Source organism: Bradyrhizobium lupini (assembly GCF_040939785.1).
Lineage (GTDB): Bacteria > Pseudomonadota > Alphaproteobacteria > Rhizobiales > Xanthobacteraceae > Bradyrhizobium > Bradyrhizobium canariense_D.
In genome coordinates, this window is record NZ_CP162553.1 from 3,404,668 (window position 1) to 3,420,402 (window position 15,735).

General features: G+C 62.5%; 11 protein-coding genes and 2 pseudogenes. 3 read left to right on the forward strand and 10 right to left on the reverse strand.

Annotated features, from left to right (window positions below):
• Positions 1 to 22: 22 nt before the first annotated feature.
• The 7 genes from AB3L03_RS16065 to urtA form a co-directional block, all read right to left on the reverse strand.
• Complete coding sequence (locus tag AB3L03_RS16065; RefSeq protein WP_018455946.1) at positions 23 to 397, reverse strand: zinc ribbon domain-containing protein; 375 nt, start codon at positions 395 to 397, stop codon at positions 23 to 25.
• 90 nt (positions 398 to 487) lie between these two features.
• The gene (gene fmdA / locus AB3L03_RS16070; protein ID WP_007598072.1) at positions 488 to 1,717 is read right to left on the reverse strand and encodes a formamidase; all 1,230 of its coding nucleotides are present in this window, start codon (positions 1,715 to 1,717) and stop codon (positions 488 to 490) included.
• A gap of 27 nt (positions 1,718 to 1,744) precedes the next feature.
• Entirely contained in the window at positions 1,745 to 2,434 is a 690-nt protein-coding gene (urtE, locus tag AB3L03_RS16075) for an urea ABC transporter ATP-binding subunit UrtE (RefSeq protein WP_204513112.1), read from the reverse strand.
• An 11-nt stretch (positions 2,435 to 2,445) separates the two neighbouring features.
• On the reverse strand, positions 2,446 to 3,201 hold the full coding sequence (gene urtD / locus AB3L03_RS16080; protein WP_018455944.1) for an urea ABC transporter ATP-binding protein UrtD: 756 nt from the start codon (positions 3,199 to 3,201) through the stop codon (positions 2,446 to 2,448).
• Positions 3,202 to 3,317: 116 nt separating this feature from the next.
• Positions 3,318 to 4,457, reverse strand: a complete 1,140-nt coding sequence (urtC, locus tag AB3L03_RS16085) for an urea ABC transporter permease subunit UrtC (RefSeq protein ID WP_018455943.1) — start codon at positions 4,455 to 4,457, stop codon at positions 3,318 to 3,320.
• Positions 4,458 to 4,474: 17 nt separating this feature from the next.
• The gene (gene urtB / locus AB3L03_RS16090; protein WP_368508895.1) at positions 4,475 to 5,401 is read right to left on the reverse strand and encodes an urea ABC transporter permease subunit UrtB; all 927 of its coding nucleotides are present in this window, start codon (positions 5,399 to 5,401) and stop codon (positions 4,475 to 4,477) included.
• A gap of 148 nt (positions 5,402 to 5,549) precedes the next feature.
• On the reverse strand, positions 5,550 to 6,809 hold the full coding sequence (urtA, locus tag AB3L03_RS16095) for an urea ABC transporter substrate-binding protein (protein ID WP_018455941.1): 1,260 nt from the start codon (positions 6,807 to 6,809) through the stop codon (positions 5,550 to 5,552).
• Between the two features lie 174 nt (positions 6,810 to 6,983).
• On the opposite strand from urtA, the pseudogene AB3L03_RS16100 reads away from it, so the two are divergent.
• Both AB3L03_RS16100 and AB3L03_RS16105 read left to right on the forward strand, forming a co-directional pair.
• Positions 6,984 to 10,356, forward strand: a pseudogene (locus AB3L03_RS16100) (ATP-binding protein).
• Positions 10,346 to 11,268: pseudogene (locus tag AB3L03_RS16105) on the forward strand (response regulator). The pseudogenes AB3L03_RS16100 and AB3L03_RS16105 overlap by 11 nt, the downstream one beginning before the upstream one ends.
• A gap of 181 nt (positions 11,269 to 11,449) precedes the next feature.
• On the opposite strand, the gene AB3L03_RS16110 reads toward AB3L03_RS16105, so the two are convergent.
• Positions 11,450 to 12,952 (reverse strand): flavin-containing monooxygenase, encoded by a 1,503-nt coding sequence (locus AB3L03_RS16110; RefSeq protein ID WP_368508896.1) that lies wholly within the window; start codon positions 12,950 to 12,952, stop codon positions 11,450 to 11,452.
• A 123-nt stretch (positions 12,953 to 13,075) separates the two neighbouring features.
• Positions 13,076 to 13,834, reverse strand: coding sequence for a trypsin-like serine protease (locus AB3L03_RS16115; protein ID WP_085349790.1), 759 nt, complete (start codon positions 13,832 to 13,834; stop codon positions 13,076 to 13,078).
• Between the two features lie 111 nt (positions 13,835 to 13,945).
• Between AB3L03_RS16115 and AB3L03_RS16120 the strand changes: the two genes are divergently transcribed.
• Positions 13,946 to 14,581, forward strand: coding sequence for an HAD-IA family hydrolase (locus AB3L03_RS16120; protein ID WP_018455936.1), 636 nt, complete (start codon positions 13,946 to 13,948; stop codon positions 14,579 to 14,581).
• A 41-nt stretch (positions 14,582 to 14,622) separates the two neighbouring features.
• Here the strand turns inward: AB3L03_RS16120 and mtnA are convergent, their stop codons facing one another.
• Positions 14,623 to 15,732 (reverse strand): S-methyl-5-thioribose-1-phosphate isomerase, encoded by a 1,110-nt coding sequence (gene mtnA / locus AB3L03_RS16125; protein WP_018455935.1) that lies wholly within the window; start codon positions 15,730 to 15,732, stop codon positions 14,623 to 14,625.
• Positions 15,733 to 15,735 lie beyond the last annotated feature (3 nt).

Genomic DNA, 15,735 nt, shown 5'->3' on the forward strand with positions numbered 1-15,735 from the left:
CTGTTTGAGATTGCCGCGTGAATCAGTGACTGATCATCCAGGGCCGCGCGGTGGGAAAACCCTTGGCACCGCTCCTGGTCTTGGTCACCAGCCGCGCCGGCTTGTTCTTATCCGGCGCGTTCTTTGACGAATTCTTGCCCGTGGAGCAGCAGCCGCAACCGGGGCCATGCGAGGCCTTGTATTGCGCCAGCGTCTGCGGCGCGTGCGTGCTGCGCTCGTTGGCGGCGTGAGCCTTGCGCGTCTCCGACGGCATGCAGAAGAAGTTCGGGGCGGTCAGAATCACGCGGGGCGCCATGATTTCACATTGCGGACAGGCTTGCGGATCGTCGCATTCGGCCATCGGGCGCATATCCTTGAACGGACCGCAATCGTCACAGAGATATTCATAGACCGGCATCGCACCATCCCTACGCTGTTGTCTGTGAGAGAACTGTCGCGGCGGATGCGGGGCGGCAGATACGCCGTCTCGCATCCGGTCGCGCAGGGATTACTTGTCCGGCGATATCGGCATCTGGATATCGCCCTTGATGTGCTTGATCGGACCTGCCGAGGACGGCATCACGTCGAAGTCGAAGATTTCCGTCGGCAGCCATAATGTGGCACAGGCATTGGGCACGTCGACGACGCCGGAGATGTGCCCCTGAACCGGTGCCGTACCAAGGATCGAATAGGCCTGGGCGCCGGAGTAGCCGAACTTCTTCAGATATTCGATCGCATTCAGGCAGGCCTGGCGGTAGGCGATGGTGACGTCGAGATAGTGCTGCTTGCCGGCCTCGTCGACCGAGATGCCTTCGAAGATCAGATAGTCCTTGTAGTTCGGTGTGATCGGCGACGGCTTGAAGATCGGATTCTTGACGCCGTACTTCGCCATGCCGTCCTTGATCACCTCGACCTTCAGATGCAGCCAGCCGGCCATCTCGATCGCACCGCAGAAGGTGATCTCGCCGTCGCCCTGACTGAAGTGGAGATCGCCCATCGAGAGACCGGCGCCGGGCACGTAGACCGGGAAGTAGATCTTCGAGCCGCGCGAAAGGTCCTTGATGTCGCAATTGCCGCCATGCTCCCGCGGCGGCACGGTGCGCGCGCCTTCGGCTCCGATCTTGTCCTTGACCTCGCCCTTGGCGCGGCCGCCATGAGCGGTCGGCGCGAACGGCGGATTGGCGAGGCCGGGCACACGGGTCGGATTGGTTGCGATCAGCTCGGCCTCGCGCTTGTTCCAGGTGTCCAGCATCTTCGGATCGGGGAGACAGCCGATCAGGCCGGGATGGATCAGGCCGGCGAAGTTGACGCCCGGAATATGCCGCGACGAGGTGTAGAGACCCTTGATGTCCCAGATCGACTTCTGCGCCAGCGGGAAATGATCCGTAAGAAATCCGCCGCCGTTCTGCTTGGAGAAGAAGCCGTTGAAGCCCCACATGCTCTCCTTCATCGGGCCAACGTCGAGCAGGTCGACGACGAGGAGGTCACCGGGCTCGGCGCCCTTGACGCCGATCGGGCCGGAGAGGAAGTGCACGATCGACAGATCGATGTCGCGCACGTCGTCGGCGGAATCGTTGTTCTTGATGAAACCGCCGGTCCAGTCATAAGTCTCGATGATGAAGTCGTCGCCGGGATTGACCCAGGCCACGATCGGAATGTCGGGGTGCCAGCGGTTATGCACCATGTCATTTTCATAGGCCGACTTGGTGAGATCGACCTTGATCAGTGTCTCTGGCATCGAGAAGCTCCCCTTTTACACGGTTGGTTAGACGGACAGATATTTCGAGACCTGCGCGGCATCGACGGCGTCGCGCGGATCATCACGGACGATCTCGCCGTTCTCGATCACCAGCACACGGTCGGCGATATCGAGCGCGAAGCTCAGGACCTGCTCGGACACGACGATTGAAAGCCCCTTCTCGTCGCGGATGCGCTTGAGCGTGCGCGCCATCTCCTTGATGATCGACGGCTGGATACCTTCAGTCGGCTCGTCGAGCAGCAGCACTTTTGGCTTGGTCGCCAGCGCACGAGCGATCGCGAGTTGTTGCTGCTGGCCGCCGGAGAGATTGCCGCCACGGCGGTCCTTCATCTCCAGCAGCACCGGAAACAGTTCGTAGATGTCACCGGGTACTTCGGTTCCGCCGGAGACCACGAGGCCGGTCTCGATGTTCTCCTTCACCGTCATGGCAGAAAAGATCATGCGGCCTTGCGGCACATAGGCGAGCCCCTTGGCCACCCGCTCGTAGCTCGGCAGGCTGCCGAGCTCGGCGCCGTCCATGGTCACCGAGCCACTCTTGGCCGGCAGGATCCCCATCAGCGATTTCATCAGCGTGGTTTTGCCCATGCCGTTGCGACCCATGATCGCCACGATCTCGTTGGGCGCGACTTTGACGTTGAGCCCGTGCAGCACCTCGCTCTGGCCGTAGGCGACGTGAAGATCAGAAATAGCCAGCATCGTCGCGCTCCTTAGTGACCGAGATAAACTTCGACGACCTTGGGATCGTTCTTCACCTTTTCCATGGTGCCTTCCGAGAGGATCTGGCCCTGGTGAAGCACGGTGACCTTGTGCGCGATGTCCTCGACGAACTTCATGTCGTGCTCGATCACGAGCACCGAGCGATTTTTGATGATGCGGTTGAGCAGCTCGGCGGTCTTGGTGCGTTCGGACACGCTCATGCCGGCGACGGGCTCGTCCAGCATCAGTAGGTCAGGATCCTGAATCAGCAGCATGCCGATCTCGAGCCATTGCTTCTGGCCATGACTGAGCTCGGAGGCATAGGTGTTGAGCTTGTCCTTGAGGAAGATCATCTCGGCAACCTCTCCGACGCGTGACCTCACCAGCTGGTCACGCTGGAACGTGAGTGAGCCGAATACGGTGCGGCCGCGCGGAAACGAGATCTCGAGATTCTCGAACACGGTGAGGTCTTCGAACACCGACGGCGTCTGGAACTTGCGGCCGACGCCGGCCTTGACGATCTCGTTCTCCTTCAGCTTGGTCAGCTCGGTCCCGCGAAACTGGATCGAGCCTTCGGTCGCCTTGGTCTTGCCGCAAATCAGGTCGAGCACCGTGGTCTTGCCGGCCCCATTGGGGCCGATGATGACGCGGATCTCGTTCTCCTCGACGTAAAACGAGAGATCGTTGACGGCCTTGAAGCCGTCGAAGGAAACCGTCAGCCCGGAGACCGCGAGCAGGAATTCCTTGGGCTGATGACCGACGAGCATGATCTATCTCCTCACTGCCAGCGTGGCATCGGCATCGCGATGACCGACGAGCATGACTATCTCCTCACTGCCAGCATGGCATCGGCTCGCGATGACCAACGAGCATGATGGTCTCCTCACTCTGCTGGTGCGCCGTCGGCAACCGAATTGTCGCTCCAGCCCGGCTTCTTGCGCGAGGCGAAAAGGCGGTCGACGCGCGGCTGCACATAGTCGGCCCAGAGCCCCGACAGGCCGTTCGGGAAAGCGAGCACGACCGCGATGAACAGCGCGCCGAGACCAAACAGCCAGAGTTGCGGAAAGGATTCCGACAGGCTGGTCTTGGCGAAGTTCACCAGAATGGCCCCCCATATCGCGCCAAAGATCGACATCCGTCCGCCGACCGCGGTGTAGATCACCATCTCGATCGACGGCACGATGCCGACAAAGGACGGCGACATGAAACCGACATTGAGCGCGAACATGGCCCCGCCGATCGCGGCGAAAACCGCGGCCATACAGAACGCAAAGATCTTGAAGTTGGCGACGCTGTAGCCGGAGAAGCGGACGCGGTCCTCCTGTTCGCGCATAGCCACCAGGATGCGGCCGAGCTTGGTCAGGCGGATGAACTGCGCGATGCCGATGCAGGCGAACAGCAGCACCACTTCGACGAAGTACAAGATGACCTTGGCGTGGTCGGGCCGGATGTCCCATCCCTTGAGGGTGCGCAGGTCGGTCATGCCGTTGATGCCGCCGGTGTAGCCCTGCTGGCCCACGATCAGGATGGTGAGGATGGCCGCCACCGCCTGGGTGATGATGGCAAAGTAGGTGCCGCCCACGCGCCGCTTGAACATCGCAGTGCCGATGATCAGCGCGAAGATGCCGGGGACCAAGATGATGGCGAGGATGGTGAAGGCGAGACTGTGAAACGGCTGCCAGAACAGTGGCAGTGACGTGATCTGATTCCAGTCCATGAAGTCCGGGATGCCTGGCGTCGACTGGATTTTGGTATTTTCGACGCTGGAGGCCTCCAGCTTGAGGAACATCGCCATGCAATAGCCGCCGAGGCCGAAGAACACGCCCTGCCCCAGACTGAGAATGCCGCCGTAGCCCCAGCACAGCACGAGACCGAGCGCGACGAAGGCGTAGGTCAGATACTTCGCGACGAGGTTGAGACGGAACACATCCAGCGAGAGCGGCAGGATCACGAACAGCACGGCGGCCAGCACGAGGAAGCCCATGAGCTCGGATCGATTGAAGAAGCGTGAGTTGATGACCATGACTTGCCTGCTTCTTGTTATTTGCGGACCTTGAGGGCGAAGAGACCCTGCGGCCGCAGCATCAGGATTCCGACAACGGCAAGCAGCGTCAGCACCTTAGCCATCGAGCCCGACAGGAAGAACTCGAGGGTGGATTGGGTCTGCGAGATTGAGAAGGCCGATGCGATGGTGCCGAGCAGGCTTGCCGCGCCGCCGAACACGACCACCAGGAACGTATCGACGATGTAGAGCTGTCCGGAGGTCGGCCCGGTCGAGCCGATCATGGTGAAGGCGCTCCCAGCGACACCGGCAATGCCGCAGCCGAGGCCGAAAGTGTAGCGATCCACCTTTTCGGTGTTGATGCCGACGGCACCGGCCATGATGCGGTTCTGCACGACGGCGCGCACCTGTCGACCCCAGCGCGATTTGTACATCACGTAGGCGACGCCGACAGTGATCAGGACGGTGAGGCACATCACGAAGACGCCGTTGATCGGCACTTCGATGCTGTCGGTCACGTGCAGCGAGCCGAGCATCCATTGCGGCAGCTCGACGCCGACCTCGCGCGCGCCGAACACGGAGCGATAGGCCTGTTGCAGGACCAGGCTGAGGCCCCAAGTCGCGAGCAGCGTGTCGAGCGGGCGCTTGTAGAGATGCCGTATCAGCACCCATTCCACCAGCATCCCCAACGCACCGGATGCGACAAAGGCCAGGATCATCGCCAGGAAGAAGTAGCCGCTGAACAGGCTCGGCAAATAGGATTGGAAGAAATTCGAGGTCATCCAGGTGACGTAAGCCCCAAGGATCATGAACTCGCCATGGGCCATGTTGATGACGCCCATCTGGCCGAAGATGATCGCAAGACCCAGCGCCATCAGGACGTAGACGGAGAACAGGATCAGTCCTGCAAAGCCCTGCATGACGAAGATGGAGCCAAGGTCACCAAGCGAGTAGTCGCCGAACATCGATGTCCTCCGTCGGGAAAGGGTCCCGCGTCGCGAGCAGGTTCGCGACGCGGGGGTCTTGGGCGTAGACTTGCGATCCACGCCAGGGAGAGGTTTTGCCTGAGAGGGAAACGGCGACGAACGCCGTGACTTACTGATAGCTCTCGTCTTACTGGTAGCCCTTGGGGAACGGATCCGGCTCGACCAGATCGGCGGTCTCGTAGATCAGTTCGAACTGGCCATCGAGCTTGGCGCGTCCCACCCGGGTCTTCGACCAGAGGTGATGATTTTCGTGGATGCGCACATAGCCTTCCGGAGCGCCCTTGAACTCGATGCCCGGCGACGCCGCCGCGATCTTGTCGATGTCGAAGGAGCCCGCCTTCTCCACCGTCAACTTCCACAGCCACGGGCCGAGATAGGCAGCCTGGGTGACGTCTCCGATCACGGTCTTCTCGCCCCACATCTTCTTGAACGCCGGAACGAAGGTCTTGTTGTTCGGATTGTCGAGCGACTGGAAGTACTTCATGCAGGCATAGGCGCCCGCGATGTTCTCGCCGCCAATGCCGTCGATCTCGTCTTCGGTCACCGAGATCGTGAGCAGCGCCTGCTTGGAGAGGTCGATGCCGGCCGCCTTGAGCTGCTTGTAGAACGCGACGTTCGAACCGCCGACGACGTCGGTGAAGATCACGTCGGGCTTGGTCAGCTTGATCTTGTTGATGACCGAATTGAACTGCGTATTGCCGAGCGGATAATACTCTTCGCCGACCACCTTGCCCTTCAGCACGTTCTCGACATGCTTGCGCGCAATCTTGTTCGAGGTGCGCGGCCAGATGTAGTCGGAGCCGATGAAGAAGAACGACTTGGCGCCCTTCTCCTTGGCGATCCAGTTCAGGCCGGCGAGGATCTGCTGAGTGGCTTCCTGACCTGTGTAGATCACGTTCTTGGACTGCTCGAGACCTTCGTAGAAGGTCGGGTAATAGAGCATGCCGTTGTACTGCTCCATGACGGGCAGCACGGCCTTGCGGGACGCCGAGGTCCAGCAGCCCATGATCGCCGCGACCTTGTCGTTGACCAGCAGCTTCTTGGCCTTCTCGGCAAAGGTCGGCCAGTCGCTGGCGCCGTCTTCCTGGATGAACTTGATCTTGCGACCGAGCACGCCGCCCATGGCATTGATCTGCTCGATGGCAAGCTTTTCGGCTTCGATCGAGCCGGTCTCGGAGATGGCCATGGTGCCGGTCGCCGAATGCAGGATGCCGACCGTCACCTCGGTGTCGGTGACCGCGAGACCCGTGGTGTTGACTGCCGAGGTCGCTGGGGCCTGCGCAAAAGATGCTCGCGGTAGCATGGTGATGGCCGGCACGGCCGCCATTCCCATCAATAATTTGCGCCGGAGCGGCGATAACAGGCCCTTGTTCGCTTCGTCTGACATGAGCACCCCACTGTTGTTCGAGGACACGCGATTGGTGCCGTGAGGATGGCTCGAATTTGTGCACTGCAAGCATACGCAAGATCGCGTATACTGCACCGCAAAATGACGACGTAGGCTTTTGGTACGGATTTTGCGAGGGGGTCCGGCGCGTTCGGGAGTAGGAGTGGGGCTGAAGTGGCAGGGCGGCAGCGAATAGATCGCGTCAGGCGCCAGTACAACCAATGGGTCGCCAACCAGACGCTGGAAGACTACGCGCTGCGCTTCACCGCCAAGAGCGCGCGCCGGTGGTCCGCTGCCCGCGTCGCCAACACTGCCCTGGGCGCCATCTCCTTTCTCGCGCTTGAGGCGATCGGCGGCACCATCACCCTGAATTATGGGGTTACCAACGCCACCGCCGCGATCCTCGTCGTCTCCATCATCATCTTCTGCTGCGGCGTCCCGATTGCCTATTATGCCGCCAAATGCGGCATCGACATTGACCTGCTCACCCGCGGCGCCGGCTTCGGTTATATCGGCTCGACCGTCACGTCGCTGATCTACGCCTCCTTCACCTTCATCTTCTTCGCGATCGAAGCGGTGATCCTGGCCACGGCGCTCGAGATGTGCTTCGGCATTCCGCGCCCGATCGGCTATCTCATCAGCGCGGTCGCGATTATCCCGCTTGTCACCTACGGCATCACGCTGATCAGCCGCTTCCAGCTCTGGACGCAGCCGATCTGGATCATCCTGCACATCCTGCCCTTTGCCGCCATCGCCTGGGCCAACCCTTACTCGTTCACGGAGTGGCGCAAATTCGCCGGCGAGCACGGCGACCCCAGCGGACATTTCGATCTGCTGCTGTTCGGCGTAGCATCCTCCGTGGTGTTTTCGCTGGTGGCTCAGATCGGCGAGCAGGTCGACTTCCTCAGGTTTCTGCCGCGCGACCGCCGCACCTCGCGAACGTCGTGGTGGGCCGCCCTGCTGATCGCGGGGCCCGGCTGGATCATCTTCGGCGCGCTGAAATTGCTGCTGGGCTCGTTTCTCGCCTTCTTCGCGCTGAGCCACGGCCTCTCCAGCGAGCTGGCGGCCGAGCCTGCGCACATGTATCTCGAGGCGTTTCGCTACGTGTTGTCGCAGCCGGACATGGCTCTGGCACTCACCGGCGCGTTCGTGATCCTGTCGCAGCTCAAGATCAACGTCACCAACGCCTATGCAGGCTCGATCGCCTGGTCGAACTTCTTCTCGCGTCTCACTCATAGCCATCCGGGCCGGGTCGTCTGGCTGGTGTTCAACGTGATGGTGGCCTTGCTGCTGATGGAGATCGGCGTCTACAAGGCGCTGGAGCAGACGCTCGCGCTCTACTCCAATGTCGCGATCGCCTGGGTCGGTGCGCTGGTCTCTGATCTCGTGGTCAACAAGCCCCTCGGCCTGCGCCCGCCGCAGATGGAGTTCAAGCGCGCCCATCTCTACGACATCAACCCGGTCGGCGTCGGCGCGATGACGATCGCGACCATCGTCTCGATCGCGGCATTCTACGGCCTGTTCGGCTCGACCATGAAAGCGCTCGCGGCCTTCGTCGCGCTGACGGTCGCCTTCGTCACCGCGCCCGTCATCGCCTGGCTCACCGACGGAAAATATTACATCGCGCGCAAGCCGAAGAGGAGTTGGGCCAACATCAGAATCGATCCAGTGCTGCATCTGCGAGCACCATTTCGAGCCGGAGGACATGACCTCCTGTCCTGCCTATGCCGGCCCGATCTGCTCGCTATGCTGCTCGCTCGATGCGCGCTGCCACGATTTGTGCAAACCGCATGCGCGCGCGCAGGTGCAGTTCGCCGACGCACTCGCCAGGATCTTGCCGCAGGCCATCTATCAGCGAATCAATTCGCAGTTTGGCCACTACATCGGTGTGTTCGTGGTCTCCGCGGGCCTCGTCGCGCTGGTGCTGGGGCTGATCTACCTCCAGTCCTCGGTCAGCGTGCCCGGCGAGAACATGCTCGTCTCCAACGTGCTCTGGAAGGTGTTCTTCTCGCTCAGCATCATCATCGGCGTCGTGGCCTGGCTGTTCGTGCTGGCGCAGCAGAGCCGACGGGCCGCCGAGGCCGAGACCCGACGCCAGACCACGCTGCTGATTCAGGAGATCGACGCCCACAAGCGCACCGATGCCGAGCTCCAGCGCGCCAAGGAAATCGCAGAATCCGCCAACCTCGCCAAGAGCCGCTACGTGGTGGGCCTGAGCCACGAGCTGCGCTCGCCGCTGAATGCGATCAGCGGCTATGCCCAACTCCTGGAGCAGGACACCACGCTCAACACCAAGCCGCGCGACCAGGTCCGCGTCGTCCGCCGCAGCGCCGATCACCTCTCCGGCCTGATCGACGGCATTCTGGACATCTCCAAGATCGAGGCGGGGCGGCTGTACCTGTCGCGCGACGAGGTGCGCCTGACCGAATTCCTCGACCAGCTCGTCGGCATGTTCCGCCTTCAGGCCGCGGCCAAGAGCATCGACTTCGTGTTCAGGCGGCCGGCGCATTTGCCGGTCGTGGTCTATGCCGACGAGAAGCGGCTGCGCCAGGTGCTGATCAATCTGCTGTCCAACGCGATCAAATTCACCCAGGTCGGCAGTGTGCAGTTCGTGGTGCACTATCGCAGCCCGGTCGCGGAGTTCGAGGTGATCGACACCGGCCCCGGCATCCAGGGCGACGATCTCGAACGCATCTTCGCACCTTTCGAACGTGGCGCGTTCGGTGTCTCGCAGCCGCAGACCGGCACGGGGCTGGGCCTCACCATCAGCCGGTTGCTCGCCGGCGTCATGGGCGGCGACATCAAGGTCTTGAGCACGGTCGGCAGCGGCAGCACGTTCAAGGTCAAGATGCTGCTATCCGAAGTCACCAATCCGCAGCGCATTGCGCCGGTGGAGGCCCCGATCTCGGGCTATCACGGCGCGCGCAAGACCATCCTCATCACCGACGACGATCCCGTGCATCGCGACCTCCTGCGCGAGGTGTTGACCCCACTCGGCTTCATCCTGCTCAGCGCGCCCGACGGGCCTGGCTGCCTGGCGCTAGCCCAGCACTGCCGGCCTGATCTGTTCCTGCTCGATATCTCCATGCCTGGCATGGACGGCTGGACGGTGGCGGAGACGCTGCGCGCCAGCGGCCACCATCAGGCGCGCATCCTGATGGTGTCTGCCAGCGCGCTCGAGGCGCACGGCACACCGCTGGCACAGCCTTTCCACGACGGCTACCTGATGAAGCCGATCGATATTCCCAGGCTTTTGGAAAGTATCCGCCAGCTTCTCAAGGTCGAATGGCAACACGGCTCGGAGGAGATCGCGGTGCCGCTGTGGCGGCCGGAGAGCGGCTCGCGGCCGCCCGTACGACACATCGAGGCTCTGATCGGGCTCGGTCAGATCGGCTACGTCAAGGCTATCCAGTTGAAGCTGGACGAGATCGGCAGTGAGCACCCTGAACATGCCGACTTCGTCGCGGAAATGCGGTCGCTGATCGACCGCTTCGATCTCGGCCAGTACATGGCCACATTGAAGACGTTGCATGCGTATGAGCACTGAGTCGAAAAAGCGCGACGTCGCGCTCGTTGTCGACGACTCCCCGGAGACGCTGCGGCTGCTCACCGACGCGCTCGACAGCGCCGGGATGACGGTGATGGTGGCGCTCGATGGCGCGGCCGCGATGCGTATCGTCGACCAAATCACGCCCGACATCGTGCTGCTCGACGCTGTGATGCCGGGCATGGACGGGTTCGAGACCTGCCGCCGCCTCAAGCGCGATGCGGGCCTTGCCAATGTCCCGGTGATATTCATGACGGGGCTCGCCGAGACCGAGCACATCGTGCGCGGGCTGGAGGCCGGCGGCGTCGACTACGTGACCAAGCCGATCGTGATCGAGGAGATGCTGGCGCGGATCCGCGTTCATCTCGGCAATGCGCGGCTGACGCAAAGCGCACGCGCCGCGCTCGATGTCTCCGGCCGATTCCTGTTCGCGGTCAACCGCCAGGGCAAATTGTTGTGGGCGACCCCGCAGGCGCAGAAGCTGCTGGCGGACCACCACGGCGCGCAGGCCGACGACGATTTCGTCCTGCCGGTATCATTGCTGCAATGGCTGGAGCAGGCGAAGGGCAAGGGCAGCTCGAAGTCGCAGGCGGCTTCCTTGCCCGACAATCCTCAGCTCCGATTGTACTACATGGGCGAGACCGCTCCGAACGAGTTCCTGCTGCGGCTTTCTAGGAGTCCGGCACCGCGCCGCCACCCGAATTCACCAGCGAGCTTGGCCTCACCACCCGCGAAGGCGAGGTGCTGGCCTGGCTCAGCAAGGGCAAGACCAACCGCGACATCGCGCAGATCTTGGGCTTGAGCCCGCGCACGGTCGACAAGCATCTCGAGCAGATCTACTCCAAGCTTGGGGTCGAGAACCGGACTGCGGCTGCGGCGATTGCAACGAATGCGACCAGAAGGAATTCCTGACGCCTCCACCGCCGTCGTCCTGGACAAGCGCAGCGAAGCGGAGCGCCGATCCAGGACCCATTATCACAGGTGGTTTGGCGAAGACTCTTGATGACAAGCTCGCGCCGCAACTTCCCCATGGGTAATGGGTCCTGGCTTACGCCAGGACGACGGAGAAGTTTGTAGCGCCGCCTGCCTCTCCTCACCCGTACACAAACTCCCCGCCTTCCAGATCCGTCTTCGGGATCTCGTCCTTTTCGGTCCAGTAATCCTGGCTGTGCTGCCATTCCGGCTTGTCGCCGCGCTTGGGCAGCAGGTCCATGTTGCGCATCATGTAGCCGGGGTTGAAGTTTTCCGGATCGATCCAGGGCAGGATCGGCATGTTGTGGTCTTCGGCCCGCAACTTCACCTCGACCTTTTTCCTGCCTTTGGCCTTCATGTGGCCGAGCAGGCGGCAGACGAAGTCGGCCACGAGGTCGACGCGCAGCGTCCAGCTGGCGCGGAAATAGCCGAACACCCAGACCATGTTCGGCACGCCCGTGAACATCATGCCGCGATAGGTGACGGTGTCGCCGAAGGCGAGCGGCTTGCCGTCGACCTCGAAGGCGATGTCGCCGAGCGCCGCGAGATTGAAGCCGGTTGCGGTGACGATGACGTCGGCCTCGAGCAGCTTGCCGGATTTGAGCTGGATGCCGTTCTCGACGAAACATTCGATCTCGTCGGTGACGACGGACGCCTTGCCGCTGGCGATCCCCTTGAACAGATCGGCATCGGGAACGAAGGCGATGCGCTGCCGCCACGGCCGGTAGCTCGGCGTGAAATGGGTGTCAACATCGTACTCCGGACCGAGCACTGCGCTGATCTGGCCGATCAGCTCTTGCTTCACCTGCTCGGGCTTGGAGATGCACAGTTTCGTGAAGGCGTCCTGCTCGAACAGGATCTTGCGGCGGACGATCTCGTGGATCCAGGCCTCGTCAACCTGCAGCCGGCGCAGCTCCTCCGCGATCTCGATGGCGTTGCGGCCGAGACGGAAATAGGTCGGCGACCGCTGCAGCATCGTGACATGCGCGCATTTGTCGGCGATGTTCGGCACCAGCGTCGCCGCCGTCGCGCCGGAGCCGATCACGACGACCTTCTTGTTCGCGAGCTCGATGTCATCAGGCCATGTCTGTGGATGAACGATGCGGCCCTTGAAGCGATCCGTACCCTTCCATTCCGGCGTATAGCCTTCCGAATGGCGGTAATAGCCCTGGCACATCCAGAGGAAGTTCGCCGTGAAGGTTTTCGCTTCGCCAGTGTCGGTCGTCACCGCCTCGATGGTCCAGAGGTTTTGCTCGCTCGACCAGCTCGCCGAATTGATCTTGTGCTTGTAGCGGATATGCCGCGCGATGTCGTTTTCGTCAATCACCTCGTTCATGTAGGCGAGGATTTCCTCGGCAGTCGCGATCGGTGGCCCGACCCAGGGCTTGAAGCTATACCCGAAGGTGTGGAGATCGCTGTCGGAGCGGATGCCGGGATAGCGATGCGTGGTCCACGTGCCGCCGAACGTCGCCTGCGTTTCCAGGATGACGAAGCTCGCACCCGGAAGCTGCTTGGTCATGTGATAGGCGCTGCCGATGCCCGAGATGCCGGCGCCGACGATCAGCACGTCGAAATGTTCAGAAGCCTGTTTGGCCGTGGCGTGACTGCGAACAGCGACATTCATTGTTGCTTCTATGCCTTGCTTGTTTTTGGCCGCCCTTGGTTGGGCGGCGCGTTTCCTCCGCGACGGACATGGTCGCCCATCGCGCTTCCGCTTCAAGATGACATAGATCGGGTCGCGGTCAAATCACAGCGCCGCACCCCAGCTCCGCGCGGTCTGCAAGATCCAGTCGCGATAGAGCGTGAGCGGCGTAACACCGGTCAGCCCGCCGCAGCCGGCGGCTCCGTTCGGCCCCGTGGACCAGCTGATGACGCCGACGAGCACGGATCCGGTCGGCTTGTCCTCGAACACGGGACCGCCGGAATCGCCGGTGCAGGCGCCAATTCCGTCGCGAACACCGTTGGTTACGGGGTCGACCAGCCGGATCTGGAGCGTGCCGGGCTGACCCGTCGCGACGAGGCCGGCAACACGCGTCGCGCCGCCACTCTTGCCCTCGCCACGCACGGTGACGCCGATACCGGCGATGACGAAGCGGCTGCCGACTTGGATCGGAATATTCGGCGCGCCGACGGGCACCGTCGATTTTCCCTTGAGTGGAATTTCCAGCTGCAGCAGCGCCACGTCGGCGGTAGCGCGATGCGCTTGCATTGCCTGCATGTTGAAATTCGGATGGATCGCGACGGTGCGGACATTCAGCAGTTGCGGCTGCCCGTCGGTGCCGCGATCGACGATCTTGTAGTCCGCGCCGGGTTGCACGCAGTGGGCGACGGTAAGCACCAGCTTTGGCGCAACGAGGGTGCCGGTACAGAAATTGCCGCGCGAGCCGACGATCGTGACGACGGCGCGCGCGACGCCATCGGCCTGGGGCGTGCCGCCACCAACGATGGCATAAGCGGGCGTGGCGAGCGGCAGCGCGGTCGCAATGAGGGTTACGAGCTTCTTCATGGGAACACGCTTTGGTGTTGGCGTCGGTGACAGCATTAGGATGGCTTCGGACTGGCCCTTGCCGATAGCGCATGCTAGCGCTCTTGGAAAGGAATTGACGAGGGCGGGATCTTGACGATCGAGGCTGTGATCTTTGATTTTGGTGGCGTGCTGACGAGTTCGCCGTTTGAAGCGTTCACGCGATTCGAGACAGAGCGTGGCCTGCCCATCGACATCATCCGGCGCACCAATGCCGCCAATCATCTGGAAAATGCCTGGGCCAAGTTCGAGCGCGCCGAGGTCGATATCGACACGTTCGACAGACTGTTCGCGACGGAATCGCTGGCGCTCGGCGCGGAGGTGCGCGGCCGCGACGTGCTGCCGCTGCTTCAGGGCGATCTGCGCCCCGAGATGGTCGAAGCGTTGAAGCGCATCAAGGCGCAATTCAAGACCGGCTGCATTACCAACAATCTGCCGGCCAATGCGATCGGCAGCATGACCGGGCGCTCACTCTATGTCGCCGAGGTGATGGTGCTGTTCGACCATGTCATCGAGTCCGCCAAAATCGGCCTGCGCAAGCCCGACCCGCGCATCTATCAGCTGATGGTCGAAACGCTGAAGGTCGATCCGAAGAATTGCGTCTATCTCGACGATCTCGGCGTCAATCTGAAGCCGGCACGCGAGATGGGCATGACGACGATCAAGGTCACCAGCGGCGCCCAGGCGATCGCCGGGCTCGAGGCCGCGACGGGATTGAAGCTGAGCTAGAGCGTCATTCTCCGTCATTGCGAGCTATCGCCGAGCCAGAACTACTCCGCCGCGGCTGCGATCCTCTCCGGAAACGCCGCGGCAAGTGAGGCGCGATCGGGCTTCAGCACGCCGCGCTCGGTGATGAGGCCGGTGATGAGCCGTGCCGGGGTCACGTCGAAGGCATAGTTCGCGACCGGCGAGCCCTCCGGCACGATGCGCACGGTCTCAAGCCTTCCGTCCGCGGTGCGGCCGGTCATGTCGGTGACTTCGGTGCCGCTGCGCTGCTCGATCGGGATGTCGCGGATGCCGTCATCAACGGCGAAATCGATCGTCGGCGACGGCAGCGCGACATAGAACGGCACGTTATTGTCGTGAGCGGCGAGCGCCTTCAAATATGTGCCGATCTTGTTGCAGACATCGCCATTGGCGGCAACGCGATCGGTGCCGACGATGGCGAGATCGACCATGCCGTGCTGCATCAGATGCCCGCCGGTGTTGTCCGGAATCACCGTATGCGCAACGCCGTGATGGCCAAGCTCCCAGGCCGTGAGCGAGGCGCCCTGGTTGCGCGGCCGCGTCTCGTCGACCCAGACATGGATCTTGATGCCGCGCTCGTGCGCCAGATAGATCGGCGCCGTCGCCGTGCCCCAGTCGACGGTCGCAAGCCAGCCGGCATTGCAATGGGTCAGCACATTGACGGTCTCGCCCGGCTTCTTCCTTGCGACGATCGCCTCGATGAGTTTCAGGCCGTTGCCGGCGATGCCGCGGTTGATCTCGACGTCCTGCTCGACGATCTCGTCGGCGCGCGCATAGGCGGCCTCCGCGCGCTCCAGTGCATCGATCGGCGCGAGGCTCGCGCGCATCTCGTCCAGGGCCCATTTCAGATTGATCGCGGTCGGCCGCGCCACCACGAGCGTGTCGTAGGCGCGCTTCAGGCCGGCGTCGGAAGCGTCCTCGCGCATCGCCAGCGCCATGCCGTAAGCTGCGGTCGCGCCGATCAGTGGCGCACCGCGCACCAGCATGTCGCGGATGGCGAGGGCCGCGTCCTCGCATGAGGTCAGCTTCGCAACGATGAACTCATGCGGCAGCCGGCGCTGGTCGATCGCTCCGACCGACCAGCCGTCGCGCTCACGCCAGATGCTGCGGAAATGCTTGCCGTCGACCTTCATGGG

Coding starts and splice junctions, on each gene's coding strand:
- urtD (WP_018455944.1), bottom strand. CDS start 3,201: ATGCTCGTCGGTCATCAGCCCAAGGAATTCCTGCTCGCGGTCTCCGGG.
- fmdA (WP_007598072.1), bottom strand. CDS start 1,717: ATGCCAGAGACACTGATCAAGGTCGATCTCACCAAGTCGGCCTATGAA.
- AB3L03_RS16065 (WP_018455946.1), bottom strand. CDS start 397: ATGCCGGTCTATGAATATCTCTGTGACGATTGCGGTCCGTTCAAGGAT.
- urtA (WP_018455941.1), bottom strand. CDS start 6,809: ATGTCAGACGAAGCGAACAAGGGCCTGTTATCGCCGCTCCGGCGCAAA.
- AB3L03_RS16115 (WP_085349790.1), bottom strand. CDS start 13,834: ATGAAGAAGCTCGTAACCCTCATTGCGACCGCGCTGCCGCTCGCCACG.
- urtC (WP_018455943.1), bottom strand. CDS start 4,457: ATGGTCATCAACTCACGCTTCTTCAATCGATCCGAGCTCATGGGCTTC.
- mtnA (WP_018455935.1), bottom strand. CDS start 15,732: ATGAAGGTCGACGGCAAGCATTTCCGCAGCATCTGGCGTGAGCGCGAC.
- AB3L03_RS16110 (WP_368508896.1), bottom strand. CDS start 12,952: ATGAATGTCGCTGTTCGCAGTCACGCCACGGCCAAACAGGCTTCTGAA.
- urtE (WP_204513112.1), bottom strand. CDS start 2,434: ATGCTGGCTATTTCTGATCTTCACGTCGCCTACGGCCAGAGCGAGGTG.
- urtB (WP_368508895.1), bottom strand. CDS start 5,401: ATGTTCGGCGACTACTCGCTTGGTGACCTTGGCTCCATCTTCGTCATG.